Source organism: Vogesella sp. XCS3 (genome assembly GCF_020616155.1).
Taxonomy (GTDB): domain Bacteria; phylum Pseudomonadota; class Gammaproteobacteria; order Burkholderiales; family Chromobacteriaceae; genus Vogesella.
Map to the genome: position 1 here is coordinate 362048 of NZ_CP085530.1, position 23627 is coordinate 385674.

General features: G+C 60.8%; 1 protein-coding gene (cut by a window edge). It reads left to right on the top strand.

Going from position 1 to position 23627, the window contains the following annotated elements:
* Positions 1 to 23627, top strand: the 5' portion of a protein-coding gene (locus LCH97_RS01755; RefSeq protein WP_227303089.1) for a VCBS domain-containing protein. The gene runs 5728 nt beyond the window's last position; 23627 of the gene's 29355 nt are visible here — the first part of the coding sequence; its start codon is at positions 1 to 3; its stop codon lies beyond the right edge, outside the window.

Consider the following 23627-nt stretch of genomic DNA (forward strand, 5'->3'; position numbering starts at 1 on the left):
ATGAGCCGTCAACCTAAGAAAAAACCGCACACTGGCCGTAATCCTGCCCTGTGGATTCGTTCCTTGCTGAACGTCCCGGCGGGTGGGCGGGGCCGCCAGGTTGGCCGCCAGCCAAGCTTGCTGGTGGAACAGGTAGAGCCGCGGCTGTTGCTGTCGGCGGATGGTCTGGTGCTGCCGCCTACGCCGCAGCAGCAAGAGCACGAGGCCATTGTGGTGCCGCAAGACCTGCTGCTGGGCCAGTTCGCCGGCAGCCTGGCTGGCCAGCACGCCGCACTGCGCCAGACGGTAAACGAGGTAGTGTTTGTTGACCCCGCGGTAGACAACTACGAACAGCTCTTGGCCCAGGTGGTATCGCGCCCGGACGAAGGCCGCGCCCCTGGCCAGCTCGAGGTAGTGGTGCTCGATAGCAGCCGTGACGGCCTGGAGCAAATGAGCGGCTGGCTGCGCCAGTACCAGGGTATTCGTGCCGTGCACGTGATTTCCCACGGTAGCGAAGCCTCGCTGCAGCTGGGCAATAGCGTGCTGGACGACATGAATCTGGCCGAGCGCGCCGAGACGCTGCTGGGCTGGCGCAATGCACTGGCTACCGGCGCCGACGTACTGCTGTACGGCTGCGATGTAGCCAAAGGCAGCCGCGGTACCGCCTTTGTCGAGGCACTGTCGCGCGTCACCGGCGCCGACGTGGCTGCCTCGGACGACCTCACCGGCAACCCGGCCCAAGGCGCCGACTGGCTGCTGGAAATGGCCACTGGCCAGCTGCAGGTAAAACCGCTGTTTGCGCTGAGCACGCTGGACTATCTGGGTGTGCTGGCCAGCCACCCGGTAGCCAATGGCCTGCAAGACAGCAATATCACCGTGGCCGATGGCGACACCGTCGACCTGAGCCAGGTGGCCGGTGATCTGGTGATTACCGTAGGGCAGAGCGGCCTGACCGTGCGTTACGCCGACGTCACCCGCCCCGCCACGCTGAACATTACCGGCGGTGCCGGCCTGCACTTGATCGGTGGGCAGGGTAGCAACCGTTTCATTATCGAAGACGCCAGCCGCGTGGCCAGCATCACGGCCGGTAACGACGCGCAGGACATCGTAGAGCTCAAAGGGCAGGCCGGCCTGAGTAAAGACGGTAGCGGCAAAACCGTGGTCACCATGGGCGCCAACAGCTTTACCGTCGACAAGGTAGAGCAGTTCAGCGGGGATATTTCGCTGGGCGCATCGGCGCAGTCTGCGCTAAGCCAGGCCATGGACAAGTGGAACGAAGCCGCTGCCCAGCTGGTGAACCTGCCGCAATTGCAAAACAAGATTCCGCTGCTGGACAAAACCCTGGGCGAGCTGCTGGGCAGCGCGCTGTCCGCCACGCCGGGTGTGCTGGATAACCTGGGCAAGGTGCTGGGCTTTGACAAAGCCGCAGCGGCCATCGCCAGTGCCACCAATCTGGGTAGCCTGGCCAGCGCGCTGCAAGACGAAATCAACAGCGGCGTGGCCGGTAGCCCGTTTACCGTCAGCGCGGTACTGGCTGGCGACTGGAGCGAGCTGCGCCTGAGCCTGCAGTTCGACGCCACCCGCACGCTGAAAGTCAACCCGGCGCTGTCGCAGGACATCGGCCAGAAGTTGGCCGCAGCCGGCTTTGCCATCGATGCCCTGTCCGAGCTGGACGCGGTGCTGGGTCTGCGCGGCAAGGTGGATATCGGCCTGAACCTGGCCGGTTTGTCCGGCCTGACCGGCAACCTGGGCGGGGCCGCTTTCCTGCGCGTTGCCCCGCTGGTGGTAGGGCTGGACCTGGCGGCGCGTAACGTTAACGCTACCGTTGGTCTGTCGCGCCAGGTGTTTGGCAGCGGTGCTGCTGCCGTGGCCGTGAGCAATGGCAGCATCGATCTGAACTGCCGTACTGAGCTGCGCTTTGCCGAAGGCTTCTGCGACGAGCAAGGCCGCCTGCCTTTGGCCAAGCTGGACAGCAGCGTGATCAGCAGCGGCTTCAAGGTGAATGCCACCGGCCGCCTGAACGCCGTGCTGCCGCTGAACGCCACGCTGGGTAATTTCAACCTGTCGGCCTATGGCACCCCGACGCTGATTCTGGAAACCGACGAGCTGTTCCGTGTGGTCAGCGGCGAAAAAGTCAGCGTGACCAGCCCCTCGGTTTCGCTGGATGTATCGCTCAGCGCCCAGGTACAGCAATCCATTCTGGACATGCTGGGCGGTACCAAAGAGCTGGGCGAGAAGCTGCCGTTCGGCCTGTTTGACCAGAAAATCCCTGGCGTCGATAAGTCGCTGGCAGAGCTGCTGAACGAAGGCAGCACCAGTGCGGCTAACGGTATCGGTGGCGTATTCAACCTGAAAGACGCGGCCAAAACCTATTTCGATGGTTTCTCCGGCGGCAGCCTGCCCAGCATCCGTGGCCTGGTAGCCAGCCTGTCGGCCAAGCTCAGCAGCCTGTTCAGCAAGAGCTTTGACATCAGCCAGTTCAACTGGTCCGGCAAGAGCCTGGCCGGCTTTGACTTTGCCGCCTTTGCATCGCTGAAGGGCCTGAGCCTGGATTTCCTGCGCGGCATGAACTTCAGCGGTGCCGACCTGCGCGGCGCGCGTTTCAACGGCCTGGACCTGAGCGGTATCAACTTTAGCGGTGCCCGTCTGAACGGCGCCAGCTTCAGCCTGGCCACCTTGCGTGGTGTGAATTTCAGCGGTGCCTGGCTGGATGGCGTGAGCTTTGCCGGCCTGGACCTGCGCGGGGTGAACTTTGCCGGTGCCAGCATCGGCGGCGTGAATTTCACCGGTGCCGCAGCGTTTGGCGTGAACTGGGCGGGCGTGCGTTTCCCGCAGCTGTCGCTGCCGAATGTCACCAACCTGATCAGCGATATCGACCTGGGCAGCCTGTTTGGTGCCAATAGCGGCTGGAAGCAGCTCAAGTGGGGGCTGGATCTGTCCGCGCTGAAGCTGGACTGGTCACGCTTTGATTTGTCCGGTATCGATTTCTCCGGTGTCAACCTGTCCGGCTTCAAGCTGGCGGGCGCCAACCTGCGCGGCGTGACCTTCGACGGCGCCAATCTGTCGGGCGTTGACCTGAGCGGTGCTTTTGGCTGGCAGGTGAAATGGGGCAGCGTGCTGACCGATGCGCTGACCAAGCTGGACAACCTGATTTCCGATATCAACCTGTCGTTTAGCGGCATCGGCAGCTTCAAGCTGTGGCAGACCACCACCGATTTTACCGGTTTCAATTTCAGCGGCTGGGATCTGTCCGGCCTGAATTTCAGCGGCAAGAATTTTAGCAATGCGCTGTTCCGCGGCGTGAATTTTGGTGGTGCCAGCCTGGGCGGCGCTACATTTACCATCAATACCGATTTTTCCTGGGCCGACTGGCGTGGTATCGACCTGTCCGGCATCAGTAGCCTGCTGGGCAAGTTCCGTGGCGTGAATTTCAGCGGCCTGAACTTTAGCGGTATCAGTTTCGACAGCCTGGTGCTGGACCTGTCCGGTGCCCGTTTTACCGGTGCCAGCAACCTGGCCGGTCTGTTCTCCGGCCTGTCTGCCAGCATCAAGCGCCTGTTTACCGGTGCCGATTTCAGTGGCGTGGACCTGTCCGGCCTGTCGGCGCTGACTACCTTCAAGTTCGCCGGCTTCAAGCGCGTCAACTTTAGCGGCGCCAACCTGTCCGGCCTGGATTTCAGCGGCGTCGACCTGTCGTTTGCCAGCCTGCGCAATGTGTCGCTGGCCGACCTCAAGCTCGATGGCGCCTTGCTGTCCGGCGTGGATTTCAGTGGTGTAGTCGGCGCAGTCAAGAGCGCGGCCAAGGCGTTTTTCGATGCGCTGACCAAGCTGCCTTCGGCGTTCAGCAAAGACATGCTCAACAGCATGAACCAGCTGGTGGTGCAAGACATTCTGGCTACCGGTGCCAATGGCCCGTCTTTTGCCTTCTCCGGTGGCCTGAGCTTTAACGGCAATGCGCTGGATTTGCGCCTGAACCTGCAGGCCAATGTGGACCGCAGCTTCGAGGCGGCCTTCCACTTCAGCACGGCCGACCTGGTCAATAACAGCATGCTGCCGGTGTTCGACGTCAGCGGTACGGCCATGGGTCGTGCGGTGTTTGCGCTGAACTTCGACATTGGCGCGCGTATCGGCCTGCTGGACAAAAACGTGGCCGGCGTGGTGAATGTGCCGCTACCCGCCTCGCTGGACCCGTATTTCCGCCTGAACCGCCTGGACGCGGCGGCCTCGCTGGCTGTAGCCGACCTGACCGCCAGCATCAGCTTGGCCAACCTGGGCAATGCCAGCCTGGTCAATGGCCAGTTCTCGCTGGCTGTGGGCGGGCGCATGTCGCTGAATGGCCCGTCTGGTGAGGGTCTGCTGCGCTGGAGCGAGCTGGCGGCGCTGAAAGCGGCCAACCCGGGTGACTGGTGGAAGAAGCTGGTTACGCTGACGCCGTCTACCAAGCTGGACGCCTCGTTTGGCGTGAGCGTGGATTTGAGCAATGCCAACCTTAGCGCGCTGATCGGCACGCCGTTTATCAAACTGAATACCGACCAGCTGTTCCGCATCAGCGACGAAGGCCTGGTGGTGTACCAGTCGCCGTCGGTAAGCGTAGACGTGAATCTGTCTGCCGAGCAGAAAACCCAGCTGCTCAACGTACTGGACAAGCTGAAGGCGGCCGGCGAGGGCGCCTTCAACCCGGATTTCCTGTCGGTGAAACTGCCGGGTATCGGCAAGAGCCTGTCGGACCTGTTTGGTAACAAAAGCGCCGACCCGGGCAGCACCTTCTTCAACCGCTTGCTGAACCTGAGTGATGCGGCCAACACCTACTTTGCCAAGACCAATCTGGCGGCTACGCCCCCGGCGCAAGCCCAAACGGCCACCTTGCTGGGCCTGGTCAACGCGCTGAATGCGGCGCTGTCGGAAAAAGTAGCGATTGATTTCGATGCCAGCGAAAGCGACTGGTCGGGCAAAAACCTGGCCCACGTCAACTTTGCCGGGCTGAACCTGCGCGGTTTCAATTTTAACGGTGCCGACCTGACTGGCGCCGACTTCAGCGGCGCCGACCTCACCGGCGCAACCTTTGCCGGCGCCAACCTGAGCTTTGCCGTGTTTGCCAGCCGTAAACCCGATGGCAGCGTGGATCGCAGCAGCGGCAAAGCCGGTGCAGCGCGCCTGGAAGGGGTGAACTTTAGCGGCGCGCGCCTCAAAGGTGTGAACCTGGGCGGCCTGGACCTGCGTGCGGCCAACTTCGAGCTGGCCGACATCAGCACTACCGTATTCGATAAAGCTTCGCTGGTGGGCGCCAGCTTTGCCGATAGCGTGGTATCCCTTGAGACCAGTATTGCCAATGCACTGTTTAGCGGCGTATTGCCGGCCGAGCTGCTGCGTGCTACCGGTACCGCCATCGACCTGGACCCGGTAACCGGCGCGGCCGACCTGAGCAGCTTTGACCTGAGCGGCTTCAATTTCAGTGGTCTGGACTTGTCCGGCATCAAGCTGGCCAACGCCAAGCTGGTAGCGGCCAACCTGTATGGCGTGAAATTCGGTGCGGCCAACCTGACCGGGGCAGACCTCAGCAGCGCCTATCTGGCCGGTGCCGACCTGGCCAGCGCCACCGTTACCGCGGCGACCAAGCTGGACGGCGCACTGTTTGCCAAAACCGACATCGTGCCTGCCACCGCCAGCGGCAGTGCCCTGGTGATCAAGCAGGGTACCTCGCTGGCCGGCTTGAACCTGTCCGGCTACGATTTCAGCGGCATCGACTTTAACGGTGTCGACCTGTCCGGCACGCGCCTGGTAGGCGCTATCTTTGCCGGCGCCCGTCTGGCGGGTGCAACGCTGAGCGACAAAACCGACTTCAGCCAGGCCGACCTGCGTGGCCTGGCCGCCGTGGCCGCCAATGGCAGCGACCCGCTGGTCAGCCTGCCAGCCACGCTGAAAGGCATCTTTGCCGGGGCAGACTTCTCTGGCCTGAACCTGTCCAATATCAGCTTCAGTGGCCTGAACCTGGCGGGTGCCAACCTGCAAGGTGCCACCGTGAATGGCGCAGATTTCTCGCTGGCCAACTTGCGTGCGGCCAACCTGTTACTGGTAAGTGGCACGCCAGCCAGCGCCAAAGGCGCTTTGAACGATAGCAATACCCGCTGGTTTGTCGGGGCAAGCAAATGGGCTGGCGTGCAAAAAGCCGCCGAGGCAACATCCAGCGCCCACCTGTACGACGGCCCGCTGTTTGACTTCCGCGGTACGCTGGATACCAGCGGTACCGAAATCCGCATTGCGCTGAACTTCCAGATCAACCTGAACCGTCAGGTTGCCATGGGCTTTGCGCTGGGCAGCAGCGACCTGCCGGAAGCCGCGCGCAAGCTGCTGCCGCAGTTTGCCCTGTCCGGTACCGCGCTGGCCGATATCAAGGCTGCCGCCGATATCGATCTGGGCGTGGTGCTGGGTAGCGTGACCAAGGGCAGCGGTGCGGCCAACATCACCCTGCCGAGTGCCGACAAGGTACAAACCTATATCAACGTAAACCGTCTGCAGGCCGAGGCCGAGCTGCAGCTGCAAAACCTGCAGGCGCTGCTGAATGTGGCGGGCCTGCTGGACGTGGGTATCGAACAAGCCGATATCAGCCTGAAAGCGGCCGTGAAAGCCGTGCTGGACGACCCGGACAACCGCGATGGCAAAGGCCGTGTGTATCTGTCCGAAATCGCGGCAGCCCAAGGCGGCCTGGCCGGCCTGATCCATAGCGACAGCATCGCCAGCTTGTCCGGCGCCATTACGCTGAACGCCAAGGGCCAGGGCTTTAACCTGAACGATTTCGGCCTGCCGGTTATCAACCTGGAAGCGCCGGTGCTGTTCAAACCGGACGCCACCACCGGCAAGCTGGTACTGCAGCGCCCCGACGCGTCGCTGGACGTGCGCCTGACCGAAACCCTGCGTGACAAGCTGCTGGAAGTGCTGGACAAGGTAGACAGCACCGCCAACCAGAACGTACTGGGCGTGGGCCTGCTGAACAACAAGGTGCCCGGCCTGGGCCAGAGCATCAACGAACTGCTGGGCTTTGACACCGATAGCGGTGATGCGGTCGATATCAAGGTCTTTGCGCTCAAAACCGCCGCCCAGACCTTCTTCGACCAGTACACCTTTAGCGATACGGCTGTACAGGGCAAGACAACCGGCTGGCCAACCCTGCGCGAGGCTACGCAGTACCTGAAGAAAGAGCTGGCCAAGAAGTTTGGCCTGCCGCTGGATGCCAACCGCCGTGACTGGTCCGGCGAAGACCTGGCTAACCATGATTTCACCAAGCAGGGCAGCCTGCGTGGCTACAACTTTAGTGGTGCCAACCTCAGTGGTGCCAACTTCAGCGGCCTGAACCTGGATGGCGTGAACTTTAGCGGCGCCAACCTGCAAGGCGCGATTTTTGACGCCAAGACATCGCTGCGTGGTGCCAGCTTCGACGGTGCAGACCTCACCGGCATTACCTGGACAACAGTCGACCTGCGCAGTGTCAACTTTGCCAATGCCAACCTGAGCGCTGCCAACCTGGAAGGTAAAGACCTGTCCGGTGCCGACCTCAGCGGTGCACTGCTGGAAACGGCCAACCTTAAAAAGACCAACCTGCGCAATGCCAGCCTGGCGCGCGCCGACCTGTCTGGCGCCCGTCTGGAAAACGCCTTGGCCATTGGCGCCAGCTTTGCCTGGGCCAGCTACGACAACAATACCTTCCTGGACGGCATGGTGGTGGACCGTACCGTGAAGGCGGTATTCGGTACCAAGCTGTCCGAGAAAGTGATTTACCTGGGTGCAGGCAATGTCACCCTGGATGGCCAGGGCTACAACTGGAAGGGTTGGGACCTGTCGTTCATCGACTTCTCGGTGTTCAAGAACCTGACCATCAAAGACTTTGACTGGTCCGGCGTGAACCTGCGCGGGGTGAATTTCACCGGTATTACCTTTGCGGGCAGCATCAACCTCAAGGGTGTGTTCGCGGTAGACGTGGTTTGGCCGAGCGTGGATTTCTCCGGCATCTTCAAGTTTACTGGTGGCAAGGGCTTCTTCTTTAACAGCACCGGCAGCGGCCTGACCCTGCCAAGCTGGCTGATCGATATGCCTGAAGTCGACCTTTCACTGGACTTCGACTTCAAGCTAAATGGTCTGCTATCGCTGAAGGGCTGGGACTTGTCCGGCCTGGATTTCAGCGGCCTGAAGCTGAACCTGTCCGATATCGACTTGAGCTTTGCCAATCTGGCCAATCTGAAGTTTGGCGAGTTGGTGCTGAACATCAACACCAACTGGGCTGGCAGTATCTGGTCCGGCCTGAGCTTTAAGACCGACAAGTGGCCAAGCCTGACCGGTATTTTCCGCGATGTGGACTTCAGCGGTTTCAATTTCAGCGGCTTCACGCTGCCGTCCAGCTGGGGCTTCTTTAAAATTGGCGATTTGCCGGACTTCAGCGGCGCGCGCTTTGCGGGTGCCTTGAACGTAGGGGAGTTCCTGCTCGGCTTGAAAGTGAAGCTGCAGAAGCTGGAGTTTGACCTGGGCCTGAAGCTGCCGCAGATCAATTTCTCGTTTGCCGATTTCAGCGGGCTGGATTTGAGCGGCCTGCGCACGCTGTTTGACGATATCAGCTGGCCGGCAGGTGTGACCAAGCCTGGCAATGCCAACGATTGGCTGGGCAAGCTGTTCCAGGGCTTCAAGCTGCCATCGGTCAACCTGTCCGGCCTGAAACTGCCGGATATCGTGTTCGACTTCAGCAAGCTGGACTTGTCGTTTGCCAACCTCAAGGGCATCAGCTTTGCCACGCCGTCTTTCAAAGGCTTTAATTTCGACGGCGCCAATCTGCGCGGCATCGATCTATCCGGCCTGCTGGACTGGGTGCTGTCGGCGTCCAAGGCCATGTTCAACAAGGCCGACGCCTGGGTGGGCGCCGTAGCGGGCAAGCTGGCCACGCTGGACATGGATGCGGTGGTACTGGATGAGGTCTTCGCTGGCGATGTCAGCGGCCCCGAGTTTGCCGTGCTGCCGATGTTTGATACCACCGGCAATGAAATTACCCTGGGCCTGGGGGTGAAGATCAACCTGGACCGCAGCCTGGAGAAACAGTTCGAGCTGGTCAAGCTGGGCCTGCCAAACGATGCACTGTCCAAGCTGGCGAACTTCAGTGGCAGCGGTACCGCCATTGGCCGCCTGGTACTGCATGCGGACATGGAAGCCGGCCTGGCAGTAGGCACCAAGAGCGGCAACAATGCGCTGAACCTGCCGGTACCGACCAATGCCGACATGTACTTCCGCGTCAATCGCTTCGATGCCGGTGCAGCACTGAATGTTTATGCGCTGCAGGCCAATGTCAGCCTGCTTGGCGATCTGGCCGGTGTGAGCCTGAAAGACAGTGATTTTGCTGTCAAAGCCGCCGCCAAGGTAGTGGTAACCGACCCGGATAACAGCGATGGCAAAGGCCGTATCACGCTGAAAGATCTGGCCGCGCTATCGGGCCAGGGCAAGACTATCGGCAGCCTGTTTGCCGTAACTCCGGCCGCCTCGCTGGAAGGCAACTTTACCTTTGATGCCAAGCTGGCTAATGTCGAGATGGGCATGTTCGGCAACCCGACACTGGCCATCCGTTCCGAAATCGTACAGGGCAAGCTCACGCCGCAGTTCTTCTTTGATGTAAGCATCGACGATACCCGCGTCAAAGAAAATCTGACCAATATCTTTGGCCAGGCTGCCAATATCGGCAGCTCGCTGGATGGCATGGGCTTCATGTCCGGCAACCTGCCGCTGGTGGGCAAGAGCCTGGGCGGCATCATGCAAAGCGAAGATGGCCGCAAGCTGGGCGATGTGCTGTCGTTCCGCCGCGTAGAGGGCGACCAGCGCATCTCGGTGCTGGACGACTACTACAAGAAAGACGGGCCTCATACCTATAGCGGCCTGATTCGCCAGATGAAAGACTACCTGGCGGCGACGGGTGACTATAGCGGCCTGCAGTCTTTGTTCCCCAACCAGTACGGCGAAACGCAAGCCGGCCCGTTCACCATCGGTGGCGGTCTGGAGCTGCAGGGTAGTAACGAGCTGCAGATTGTCGATCTGGGCGGTGCAAGCGGTGGCAGCTTCAGGCTGGCGCTAGCCCATGGTGGCGAGACCTATACCACGGGTGCCATTCTTTATAACGCCAGTGCCGATAGCGTGAAAGACGCCCTGCTGCGCGCCAGTAGCGGCAGCGGCGAGCTGGCGGGCCTGAAGGTGGATGTGGTGCAGCTGGATGGCCGCTACCAGGTGACCTTTGCCGGCAGCCTGGCGGCTATCAATGTGGCGGCACTGACCGTGTCGGATAACCAGCTGGTCAAAAACGGTAACCCTGTCAACGCTGCCGTACGTACCCAGCGCGAGGGCGGCAGCAAGGAGCTGCGCTTGGACCTGAAGCTGGACCTGAGCAAGACCACCAGCCTGCCATTCAATCTGGGTGCCGGGCTGGATAATCTTGGCCTGAAGCTCAAGGGTAGCGGTGATCTTGACCTGACCGCCGAGGTGAAGCTGGACCTGTCGTTTGGCTTTAACTTCACCAGCCTGAACGATGCGGCCAACATAGGCGATAACCTGTTCATGCAGGCCAACCAGATTTCGGCCAAAGCCAGCGCCAATATGCAGAACTTCAACGCTGGCGTGTCGCTGGGCATTCTGGATGGCCAGGTCGACAACGGCACCATGAAGTTCGAGGCCAATGCCAGTGCCGGCCTGACACCGGAAGCCGGTAACGACAGCCGCAATGGCGAGCGTGTAGCGTTTAACAAGCTCAGCAAGCTGGGCGAACAGATCAATGCCAAGGCCGACGTGTACGCCGTGGCCGACCTGCCGATCAAGGCCAACCTGTTTGGCGGCGACCTCACCAAACTCACCGGCGGGGCCAACCCGAAGGTGGTGGTGGAGTGGGGCACCGAAGACACCCCGCTAGACCTGGCAGACATCAAGACCGCCACGCCGATTATCCGCAAGGAAAACTTCACCAACCTGGCCAGCCTGTCCAATATGACGCCGGCGCAGATGGTGCAGCTGCTGGCGAATGTGGGCGATTTCCTCAACCAGTTCCGCGACTCCGATCTGTTCGACATCAAGGTGCCGTTCAGCGGTGCCGACCTGGGTGACGTGTTTGACTTTGGCTACGGCTGGACCAAGGTGCTGAACGAGCGCCTGCAAGGCATCACCGCCATGGACCTGACCGCCACCAAGGCCATTTCGCCTGTGCTGGCCGACGATGTGGCGTTCGACCTGGTGCTCAAACGCCCGGGCGATGCGGTGTCGAGCAAGTACACCGTGACGGTGAAGGCCGCCGAAACTGTTGGCTTCAAGAGCATTAACGAGCTGGCCGAGCTGATCAACAGCAAAGTGGCCGAGGTCATGAACGGCGCGCTGAAACTGAACAACAGCCTGCCGGTGTGGGTAACCGAAGGCCAGAGCAATAGCAGCACCCAGGGCAGCCAGCAAAGCGCTGCCGGCGATGCCGCCAAGGTGACCCAGCTGCAGCAGGGTGGCCAGGCCGACAACGCGGTGCTGTTGCTGGATGTCGGCACCGCCAGCGGCACACTGACCCTGACCAACGTGGGCAATGGCACTACGGCGACTGTCACGCTGGGGGCGAGCGATAGCGACGCCGACATTGCCAGCGCGCTGCAGACCAAAGTTGCCACGGTGTTTGCTACCAATGCGGCCAACCTGAAAGTCAGCGGCAGCCGCGCCGACGGTTTCCGTATCGAATTCACCGGTAGCCTGGCCGGCAAGGCCTTCATGGCCAAGGAGCGCGTTGAAGGCCTGATTACCCCGGTAAGCGGCGATGCCAAGAGCGTGCTGTTCAAACCTGGCCTGCGCGAGGGCGTCGTCACGATCCCTGCTGCCGGCGGTGTTGCAGCCAGCTTTACCCTGTTGGCCAATAAAGACCTTGCTGCTTTGCAAGCCGATATCCGTACAGCCATGGCCACGGCCACCGGCAAGAATGCCAGCGATATCGCGGTCAGCGGCGACCGCAGCAACGGCTTCCGTATCACGTTTACCAGCAATGCCCCGACAGGGCTGAAAGCCGGGATGGACGTCGGCGGCGTCAATGCCATGTCGGTAGTGTTTGCTGCTTCGCCTGCAGCCACGGCCGCGGTCAGCGAAACGCTGTCGCATAGCGTGGGCGTGAGCGAGGTGAAAGTCCTGGCCTTTACCGGCTACGAGCGCGGCACCTTCGAGCTGGAGCTGTACGGCAAGAAAACCGGCCCTATCCGTTACCTGAACAACGCGGTAGACGCCCAGGCGCTGGCTATCCAGCAGGCGCTGGAAGGCATCGTGGGCAAGGGTAATGTGGAGGTCAGCTTCCCGCAGAAAGACCCGCTGGACCCGACTGGCAAAAAAGCCAACTACGGCTCGGCGCCGAAATTCAAGATTACCTTCAAGGGTAGCTACGCCCAGCAGAACATCCCGGACATGACCGTCTACTTTGGCGGCCTGAAGTCGGGCAGCTATGTGCCGGCCGGTGCCGTGCGCGGCGTGGAACTGATCGAATTCAAACCGGGCGTGAACAAGCGTGGCGAGGTGCAAACCGTTGCCGTGAACCCCAAGGCTGACCAGACGGCTACTTTCACCCTGTCGTTCACGCACGATGGCAAGACCTACACCACCGGCACGCTCAACAGCAATATGGGCTCGGGCGATATCCGCAGCCAGCTGCTGGCGGCAACGGCCGGTACGGCCAAGCTGGGCGACATCAAGGGCATAGAGCTGGGCGTATCGCTGGCCGAGCGCGGCGCCTGGAAGGTGAGCTTTGGCGGTAGCCTGGCCGGTGTCGAGCTGGCCGAGCTGCAAGTCGGTAACCTGAACCATGCCGAGAACCCGACCGTGACCCTGGCGTCGGTGCAGGAAGGCCGCTTCCGCAGCGAAGTGCAGCAGGTAGTGTTGGCCGCATCCAGTGGCCTGATGCGCGTACAGCTGGGCGACGGTGCGCTGTCGGCTACGTTCTCCGCGCTGGCCACAGCCAAAGAGCTGCAAGCCATTCTGGAAGCCATGCCGGATATCGGTACCGGCAACGTGGTGGTGACGGGTGAGCCGCAAAAATGGACCATCAGCTTCCAGGGCCGCTTGTCCGGCCGCGACGTGCCGGAGCTGGTGTTCAGCCCGGTACAGGAGCTGGCACTGCAAGCCGCTGCCAGTGGGGTAACAAGCTTCAGCGTGAAGCTGGCGGGCAGTACCGCGGCCAGCAAGACCATCACCATTACCGGTTTTGATCACGAAAAAGTGCGCGTAGCACTGCAGGATGCCTTGAGCAGCCTGGAGGGCGTGGGTGCCGGCAATGTGAGTGTGGCCGGCCAGGACGGCAAGTGGCTGATTACCTTCACCGGCGAGCTGGCTGGCCAGGTAATGGCCGGCGTCGAGCTGACCCGCACCGTGGACACCACGGTAGAGAAGGTGAAGGCCAAGGCCGTATCGGCGGCCATGATCCAGGTCAGCGCGATCGAGCCGCAGCTCAAAGCCGGCGGCATTACCTGGGGCAAGCTGCAGTTCAAGCCGGTGAATGTGGACGATTTCGAGTACTTTGCCATTCGTCCGTCTGCTGGCGTGTCCATTGACGTAGTTACCCCGGGTACCGCCCAGGTAGCCGAAGTGCAGCGCGTGCGCATTGTGAACGCAGCGGTAGGCGCTGCGTCGCAGTTCGAGCTGCACTTTACCGACAAGACCGGTAAGAAAGTGGACATCAACGGCTTGGCCGTGGATATCACCGCCAGCGCCCTGCAAGACGCTATCAATAGTGAATTCAGCAAGGCCGGTATTGACGGTAGCGTGACCGTTGCCGTGTCGGTGATGAACCAGCCGATTGGCACGCGCGTGCCGGAAGGCACCCGTGCGTTCGATATTACCTTTGCCGGTAATATGGCCAAGGGCTCGCAGCCGGCCTTCACCGCCAGCTACCCGACCCTGCGTGCCAACCCGGGCGCGCAGATGGTGGCCTACACCCTGCAACAGGGTGCCGCCGCCACCGCCAGCAGCGTGGCCAAAAACGAAGTGCAGCGCCTGACTATCAGCAATGCGGTAGGGGGTACATATGGTTTCTCCCAGCGCGTAGGCAACGAGTACTACACGCTGAACGAGCCGTTTGCTTACGGCGCAGGGGCAGACCAGCAAATTGCCGACCTGAAGAAGGCCGGCCTGGACGACGCGGCCATTGCCGCGCTGGTTGAAGGCAAATCTGCTGCCGAAGCGCTGGCTACCCGCCAGGCCAAGCTGATCGAGCTGGGTTTGCGCAAAACCTTTGCGACCGGCCCGAAAGCCATTGCCGGTGCCGATGTGACGGTAACTGCCGTGGCCGGCCTGCCGGATACCTTTGACATTGTTTACGGTGGCAGCCTGGCTGGTGAAGACCTGCCAACCTTGTTGCTCAACAGCAGCCAGCTCAAGGGCGCGGCTCAGGCCGCCGGTGACAAGGGCTACGCTGGGGTGAATCTGCTGGGCCTGGATATCATTGGCCAGGAAGCGCGCACCCAGACCGGGCCGAAGTTCAATACGCTGGAAGAGTTTGCCGCCGTATTGCAAGACGCCGTCAACGAGCTGCTGCCAAAAGGCGAAACCTTCAATGTGACTGCCCGCTTTGATGCCCAGGCCATGGACTTCCTGTTCGACCTGCGCTTCACGCCGGCCATGCCGCAGCAACTGGTGCCGCTGGACTTTGGTTTCGACCTGTCACCAGTCGGTGACTTCAGCGCCAAGGGCAAGCTGGTGCTGAATGCGGGTATCGATTTTGTTACCACTATCGGGCTGGACTTCAACCGCCCGGAAAACTTCACGGCGGTAGGTGGCACCGTGAGCAAGGCCGAACTGGTAGGCAAAGCCAGTGCCGGTGTAGCCAACGTTGGCCGCGTACTGTTCAACCAGGGGGCTGCCTACAACGCCACTACCAACCCGGCGGTGGATGCCAAGTTCACCATCGATATCGACGGCGAACGTTATGCGCTGACGCTGACTGCCGCCAGCCAGGCCGACAACAACAGTGTGGAAGACCTGCTGGCAGACCTGAATGCGCTGCTTGACGGCACTGCAGTCAAAGCCAATGGCAAGCTGGCCGTGGTCGGCTACGACAAGCTGGGTCAGTCGGCGCGCTTTGCCCTGGTCGACGTGGCTGGCAAGAAACAGCTGCAACTTAACCTGTACGGCACTGGCCTGCTGGAGGTTTCCTTGTCTGGCCAGGCGGCCAGCGTCACGGTGGGCAGCGAAACCAAGAGCATCAATGCCGCGGCAGATGTGCTGGGCCTGACCGGCAGCAAGAAAATTGCCGCTGTATCGGTAGCCGCGCCTGCAGATGGCAAGCTGTCGGACAGCATCGCCTTTGACCTGATCATCAACGGCGCGGACGATAAGTCGTCTGCTGGCATGACCACCACGACCAAAGACAATGCCATTACCGTGGCGGTCAACAAGTCGGCTTTTGCCAACAATACTTCGGTAGACAACCTGGCGGATGACATCCAGGCTGCGCTGAATGCCATTACCACACTGGGCCCGCTGGAAGGCACCGTGACGGCATCGGGTAAGGTCATCAGCAATCTGGGCGAAGTGCTGAAAGTAAAAGTGCTGACCAAAGGCACGGGCAAGGTCATCGTGTTTGTTACCCAGGAAAAGGTCATCAGCACGCTGAGCTTCCGCGTGGCCGATACCGACCCGCTGGTGCGCCAGCTGGGTATCCAGCCGGGGACAGTTTACAAGTCGGGTGGCGTGTCGCTGTTCCTGCAAGATACCCTGCTGGGCGGCAAGATCGTGGCCGGGGTAGAAGACTTCAGCGCTACCGGCAAGCTGGGCTTTGTCTCGGTCAGCATGGACCAGATGAAGGCGGCCATCGACGCCGGTGTCAACGTGCAGATGAAAAATGGCGAGTCCGGCCAGGCCGGCGACCGCGTGTACGTGAGCGACCTGCTCAATGCAGGCAGCCGCAACGATAGCCTGCTGGGCTCGCTGGGTGATATCAGCCTGGCCGCTGGCCAGAGCAAAGCGCTGGCCGCCCTGGCGGTCGACCCGGTTAGCGGCCAGCTGCCGCTGGACGTGGGTCTGCGTGTGACGTTGACCGACCCGGCAGTCAATGGCGGCAAGCCCATCGCGCTGGATGTCACCGTGCACAAAGCACAGACAACCGACAATAGCTCGCTGGCCATGCTGGCTAGCAACGTGAATGCCGCCATCAACGCCGCATTGGTGGCCTGGGCCGGTAAACAGGTGCCGCCGCTGGCCACCATCCCGTTTGCAGGCCATACCTTTGTCACGCTGGGTGACCTGTACAAGCTCGATGGCAGCGTAGAGCAGCAAAATGCGGTGCTGAAGTTCACTGCGCCGACTGCCGCCGCCATGAGCGTGGTTGGCCGCAGCCTGATCAAGGATTTCTTCACCCCGATTACCTTTAGCGATTCCACCTACGGCGTGGGCACCCAGCCTACCGCCAGCCTGACCATTGAAGGCATCAAGGTCGACGCGGGCGGCCTGAACCTGCTGCCGCCGGACGCCAACCCGAGCATCGATATCAGCCTGCCTATCGTCGATGTGTGGAAAGGCGTGACCAGCCTGAAAGACGCGGTAGACGTGCGCGTCACCGGAGCCGACGTGCTGATGGGCTTCCGCAAGCTGTCGTGGGTACAGCTGATCGACGGCCTGAAAATGGTGGGCAACCTGCTGGGCCAGATGAACAGCTTTGCCTTCCTGAACCAGAACATTCCGTTGATCGACCGCAGCGTCAACGACATGCTGGATGTGGCATCCGCGCTGGCGCACGCGCTGGACAAACTGGGCAGCAACCCGGCCCAGGGCGTGACCGAGCTGCGCAAGGTGCTGTCGGAAAGCTTCGGCATGCCGATTTACGACCCGGCGCGCCCGGACGTGTTCGGCATCAATATCGATTACGACGCCAAGACCAATGCCCTGGCGATTACCATCCCGTACGTGATCAAGCTGGCCGACCAGAACTTCTCGCTGGCCATGGACCTGGAAAAACTGGGCGACCTGATCGGTGGCGACACCGTGAAGCAGCTGATGGGGGCCGTGAGCACGCTGGCCGACGTGGGTGGCAGCGCCAAGATCGGCCTAAAATCCAGCGCCATGCTCAATATCGCGCTGGGTGTGGATCTGGATTCCGGCGAGCTGTTCGTGTTCGATCACAACGCCGGCAAGTTGCCTAATGACTACAAAGACGACACGGGCACCTTTGCCCAGCTGACCCTGGATGTAAACGGTCAGGATCTGAACTTTGCCGCTGGCCTGGGCCCGTTGTCGCTGAAGATCAGCAATGGTATTGCCAGCGTGCTGGCGCATGCCGGCCTGTACCTGAAGGACGAAGCGGCAGGCAGCGCCGGCCAGGGCGATGGCCGCCATTACCTGTCGTCTGCCGTGGCGGTAAGCGTGCTGCAGCAGGGCGATAGCGTGGCCCTGCAGTGGCAGGATGCTGCGGCCAACTTTGCCATTACCAGCAGTGACGCCGGCAAGACCATCAAGCTGGTACCGCCTGCTGATGATGTGGCGTCCAGCGCCGATGAAACCTTCCGCCTGAAACTGGTGATCGGTGGCAGTACCTATTACACCGACAGCTTTAGCCGTAGTTACGATGCGGACGCCATGCAGGCGCTGCTGGAGAAAGCGCTGTTCTTTGGCCCGCAAGCGCTGAGCGGTAGCGTCAAGGTAACGGCAGTGAACCCGTCCGACCTGAGCCAGGGCTGGAAGGTGAATCTGAGTGGTACAGGCTTTACCAATAAAACCATCACGACTACCGCCCATGCTCTGAAAGAGGGCGAGGCAGCGCTGGGTAGCGCGGACACCATCCAGTGGGTGCGCGTGCCTAGCGGTTCCGGTGGCAGCTTTACCCTGTCGGTAGATATTGCCGGCAAGACCTACACCACTGGCGATATTGCCTGGAACGCCAGCGCCGCCGACGTGGCAGCCGCGCTGAACGCCAAACTGGCGGCGGTGAAAGTGGGTGATCTGGCGGTAGAGGTGAGCGTGGCTGCCCATAATGCGGGCAACCTGGCCCAGGGCTGGGACGTGCGCTTTATGGGTGGTCTGGCTGGCAAGGCCGTAGCTGCCATGAGCGCCAATACCAGCAATCTGACCCATCAGGGCGCCGTGGCCGTGGTGCCGGTTGTCGCGGGTAAAGACCCGACGGGTGTGCAAACCGCTACCGTCGCGCGTGTAACGGTAGTGGCCGGCAGCGGCGGGACTTTCGACCTGGCGTTCACCGCTGGCGGTCAACAGTATGTGGCCAGAGACCTGGCGTGGAATATCAGTGCAACGGCGCTGAAGAAAAAGCTGAATGAAGCGGTGGATGCCAGCTACAGCGGCATCGAGGTAAGCGAGGACGCCAACTATGGCGGCTTCAGCATCCGCTTTGGCGGCAGCAAGCTGGCCGGCAAGATGGTGACGGTCACCGCCGATACCGCCAAGCTGAAAGCCAGCCCGTTCGGCACGCTGTTCAATAACCTGGATGTGGATTTCGATGGTAAGGCCAGCGTGTTGTTGCCTGCCAGCGTGGAGCTGGACAGCGAGCTGGTGGAGCTGGGCCAGAAACTGATTCCTGGCCTGGAAAGTACTTACCAGGTAGGCAATATCGAAGTACGCATCAACAGTCTGAAGAAGCTGACCGAGGCCATGATTAAAGGCGTGTCGGTGAGCTCGGCGCTGATCAAGACTGCAGGCGAGTACGACGATACCAAGATCATCAACTACAAGCTGCCGAACCTGGACCAGGTTTACAGCGTGATGGCGCTGAAAAACCCGCTGATCCAGCTGATTCGCAACCCGTCCATCATTATTGACGGCATCGATTACGCGCTGAAAGGTATCCAGAAGAGCCTGGACGCCATGGCATCGCTGCCGCTGCCACTGATTGGTAGCCAGCTGAAAAAAGGCACGCAGTTTGTCGGTGATTTCCGCAGTAACGTGATTGCCAAGATCAGCGATTTCGTCAACAGCAGCGTCACCACCTACGGCGGCATGGACAACGCGCTGCGTCACGTGCTGTTTGATGCGTTTACCAGCGACACCAACGGCGACGGCAAAATCCAGGCGGCATCGCTGGACCAGTGGCTGGAAAAAGGTGAAGCGGCTGGTGACAACCCGTTCCTGAACTTCCTGAAAGATTACAACGGCGACAACCTGATTACCGCCGACGATATCGTGGTGGAATTCCTGGCCATGGGTCTGACCGGTGTGGCCAACGGCACGCGCCTGGGCTACACGCTGGCCGGTACCAGAGACAAGCAAAATGGCGACAAGAAGGGTGGCGACGTCGTCAATACTCTGGACGGCCACGATGCGCTGCAAGAAGCCAAAGCATTGCAGTTCCGTATGCATCTGGGCCAGAGCCTGTTGTCGCGCGATATCGACCTGTCGTTCGATATGGGTCTGCCAGGCTTGTCGCTGGAAGTGGACGGCGGCGTGCAGCTGGACCTGGGCTGGGACTTCTACCTGGGCTTTGGTGTCAACACTACCGATGGCCTGTACCTGGTCAGCAATATGGCCGGCAAAGCCGGCCTGCCGGATGGCAAGTACGTGGCGGCAGACAACGAGGTGGCTTATCTTGCGGCCAACCCTGTCATTAGCAACCCGTGGTCGCTGGCACCGGGCGAAGCAGTCAAAGAGATCAGCATCACCTTTGATGCCTACCTGATCGCCAGCGGCGGTGGCCAGCTGGATGTCACCAATAGTGCAACGGAAAGCGGCTTTACCTTTACCAAGGGTGACGCGGGTACTTATACCCTGAGCTTTACTGACGGCACCAAAACGTACACCACAGCAGCCATTGGCCGCAGCGCTTCTGCCAGCCAGATCCAGGCTGCGCTGAACAAGGCGGTGAGTAAGTCGTACGAAGGCATTACCGTCACCGCGCAGATCGATTCCGCCACGAAGCGGGTTACCGGCCACAAGGTGGTGTTTGGTGGTGACAAGTTCACTGGCAAGACCGTGACCCTGTCTGCCGATGCGACCAAGCTCAAAGACAGCACCAAACCAGCCTCGATGACAGCGAAGATCTTCTTCCTGCAAGGCAAGCTGGTGGATGACCACGGCGACTCGATTGTGGGCCCGGATGCCAGTGTTGATACGCCGTTCACCAAAAACAGCGAAGGCGGCCTGTTCGACCTGAGCAGCGACCGTGATATCGGCTCGCGCACCTGGTTCCATGGCGGTTTTGCCATCGACATGATCGACCGTGCCGGCAGCAACGATGGCCGCATCACCTTTGGCGAGATGACGCGCGGCAAGTTTAGCGACCTGTTTGTCTCGGAGGTAACGGGCAAGGCACAAGCCAACTTCAAGATGGATCTGTCTATCGAGGGCAGCAAGGTATTGCCGCGCCTGGTGGCCGACTTCCATCTGACCTGGGGGCTGAAACCGGCCGCCAATGCCAAAGGCTACGACAGCTTGTTCACCACCTCCCCGCAGGTGTGGATTACCGATCTGGGTATTGATGTCGGCAGCTTCTTCAGCGACTTCCTGGGGCCGATCGTCGGCAAGGTTCAGCAGATTACCAAGCCGCTGCAGCCGATTATCGATGGCTTGCAGAAGCCTATTCCAGGCTTGTCCGAGCTGGCGGGCGAAGACTACAGCTTGCTGAAGCTGGCTACCGTCCTGGGTAAAGGTGATAAGCGTATCGAGTTCATCAATACCTTTATCACCATGGTGGATCTGTTCAACAGTATCCCGGTGGACGCCGAAGGGCTGATTATCCCGATTGGCCGCGTGTTCAACCTGGCTGGCGACCTGACCGACGCCTCCAGCCGCAAGGGTGCCTCGCTCAAAGGCCAGACCCAGGACGTGAACAAGGCGCTGGATACGCCCAAGCCAACCGCAGCGGCCCCGGCGGCCAGCGGTGGCAGTACGGGTGGTACTGGCAGCACACCGGCGAAAACGCCAAGTGCCAGCGGCACCAAAGGCTTCCTGGCCAAGCTGAACAACCCGAACAACGCGTTCAAGATTCCGCTGCTGCAAGACTTGTCCAAGGTGCTGGACCTGATCATGGGCAAGCCGGTAGATCTGGTGACCTATACCCCGCCTAGCCTGGGTATGGGGGTGAAGATCAACGTGGGCAATATGGTTTATCCGGGGGTGGAAGTGGGCATGTTTGGCTCGCTGGACGCCAAGATCAACCTGACGCTGGGCTTTGATACCAGCGGGATCATCAAGTTTATCGACTCGGGTAATGCGCTGGACATCCTGGATGGCTTCTATGTCAGCGACAATATCCGCGGTGGCATCGATTATCCTGAAATCGAAGTGACGGCCAAGGTGGGTATCTACGGTGAGCTGGACGCTTTTGTCTTGTCCGCCGGGGTGAAGGCAGGCCTGAAACTGGTGGGCGCACTGGACTTCTGGGATGAAGAAGGCCCGGGGGCCAATGATGGCAAGTTCCGCGCCAAGGAAATCATCAATGCACTGATGTGCAACCCGCTGAACGTGGTAGAGGCCAGCCTGGCTGCGTCCATCTTCATGGATGTGTATGTCGAAGCGCTGGGTATCAGCGTGTACGACGAAACCATCTTCGAGATCGAGCTGTTCAAGCTGGAATGGACCCCGACGCCGTGCATGCCGATTCTGGCGTCCGACGACAATGGCGACGGCACCTGGGTGCTGCATATGGGCTCGTTTGACGGTGCGAACCTGATTGATATTGATGCCACCTACGGCAGCGACATCAACAAGCAGGCCAAAGACCGTATCAACCGTAATATCGAAGATGGCGACGAGAAGTTTGTCATCAAGGAAATCGGTAAGGGCGAGATCGAAATCACCGCCACGCTGGACGGCGTGGAGTACGTCAAGACCTATACCGGCGTGAAGCGCATCCTGGGTTACGCAGGCAAAGGCAACGACATTATCGACGCCAGCGGCCTGAAATCCATCCGTGCCGTGCTGATTGGCGGTGCGGGCAAAGACCAGATTATCGGCGGCCAGGTGGATGACATCCTGATCGGCGGCACCGGTACGACTGTTTTGCGTGGCAATGCCGGCAACGATTTGCTGATCGCCCGCGCCGGCAGCACCGAGATGATCGGTGGCGTTGGCAGCGATAGCTACCGCTTCCTGGAAAACTGGGCCAGTGCCACGGTGCACGATGACGGCGATGACAAGTCCAACGTCTTTGACTTCTCTGCCGTGAGCACCGACCTGGTGCTGGATACAGCCGGCTTGAACGTGGCTTCCGGCAGCAGCCGTATGTCTTTTGATGCGCTGACCGAAGTAGGCCTGGTGGTAGGTGGCAAGGGGGATGACACCATTGATATGTCGGCCGAAGACGCCATGCTGCACATCAATGTGAGCAATGTGTCCGAAGCAGCGACCGAACAGAAGGCCAGCCTGGGCCAGGAGGCAGGGGCCAAGCTGGACAGCCTGATTACCGCTGACGAAGCACTGGACGAAGGCGTCATCACCAACACCGCTACCGGCAAGGCCAATGGCGACAATAAGTTTGGCGACCGCCTGTTCCGCTTCCTGGGTGTAGAAAACCTGATTGGCGGCAGCAATAGCGATGTATTCGTGTTTGCCAACCAGGCGGCCATCACCAATAGCATCTATGGCGGCCCGACACGCGGTGTGGGCGTGTCCGGCGGTACCGAAAAAGCCGGTGCGCGCAATATCCTGGATCTGTCGCAGTACAACAGTGGCGTACGCATCAATGAAAGCGGCCGTGCCTACACCATCCCGGCAGCCGTAAAAGGCCCGCTGGCGGACGTGCCGTCGGAAAGCCGCTTTACTAGTGATGCGGCCAAGGTCACTGTGCGTGGTTTCCACACCATGATCGGTGGCGCCGGTGACGACGTACTGGTGGGCGATGCTACCCAGAACGTGATCCTGGGCATGCGTGGCAACGATGTGCTGGTGGGCATGGAAGGCAACGACCTGCTGGTAGCCGATACCCTGAAAATGAAGGACAGCGGCAAGCTGGTCGAGCTGGTGTCCGGCAAGCCTGCGTGGGAGCTGCTGCCAAGCCGGGTATGGACCTGGTACGGCACCACCATCCAGAACGCCAAACTGGGCGATCTGTCTGGCGCGCAAGTGCTGATTGGTGGCCTGGATACCAACGACGGCAACGACGTGATGATGGGCTCCAGCGGCGCCGACCGCTTCTACACCGGTGGCGGCGACGACACCGTGGTAGGCGACTTTGGCCGTCTGGCCTTTGAGGCCCGTGGCGAGCTGAAAGACGGCGACGCCAGCCAGGCGCAATCGTCGGCCAACGGCGGTGGCGGCAACGACACCATCGTGGGCCTGAACGGTAACCACGTAGTGCTGGGCGGTCTGGGCCAGGACACCATTACCCTGGGCAATGGCAACAACCTGGTGCTGGGTGATCTGGGCAGCTTTACGCTGAAATCCGACACCCGCCTGACGCTGACCGCGCAAACCAGCGTGGGCAACAGTTTTGACGAAAACGGCGGTGCCGACACCATCACGCTGGGTACTGGCAGCAATGTCGTGATTGCTGGCGCCGGTGCTGACCGCGTCACCATCAATGACGCAGCGGCTAGCCGTAATGTTGTGCTGGGCGATAGCGGCCAGGTGGTATTTGGCACAGCCAAGAAAGACGCGCATCTGCTGCAAAGCGTCGAAGCACAAGTGCGTGAAACCACCGGTGCCGACGACATCATCAGCCTGCAGTCCGGCAATGCCGTGCTGGCCGGTGG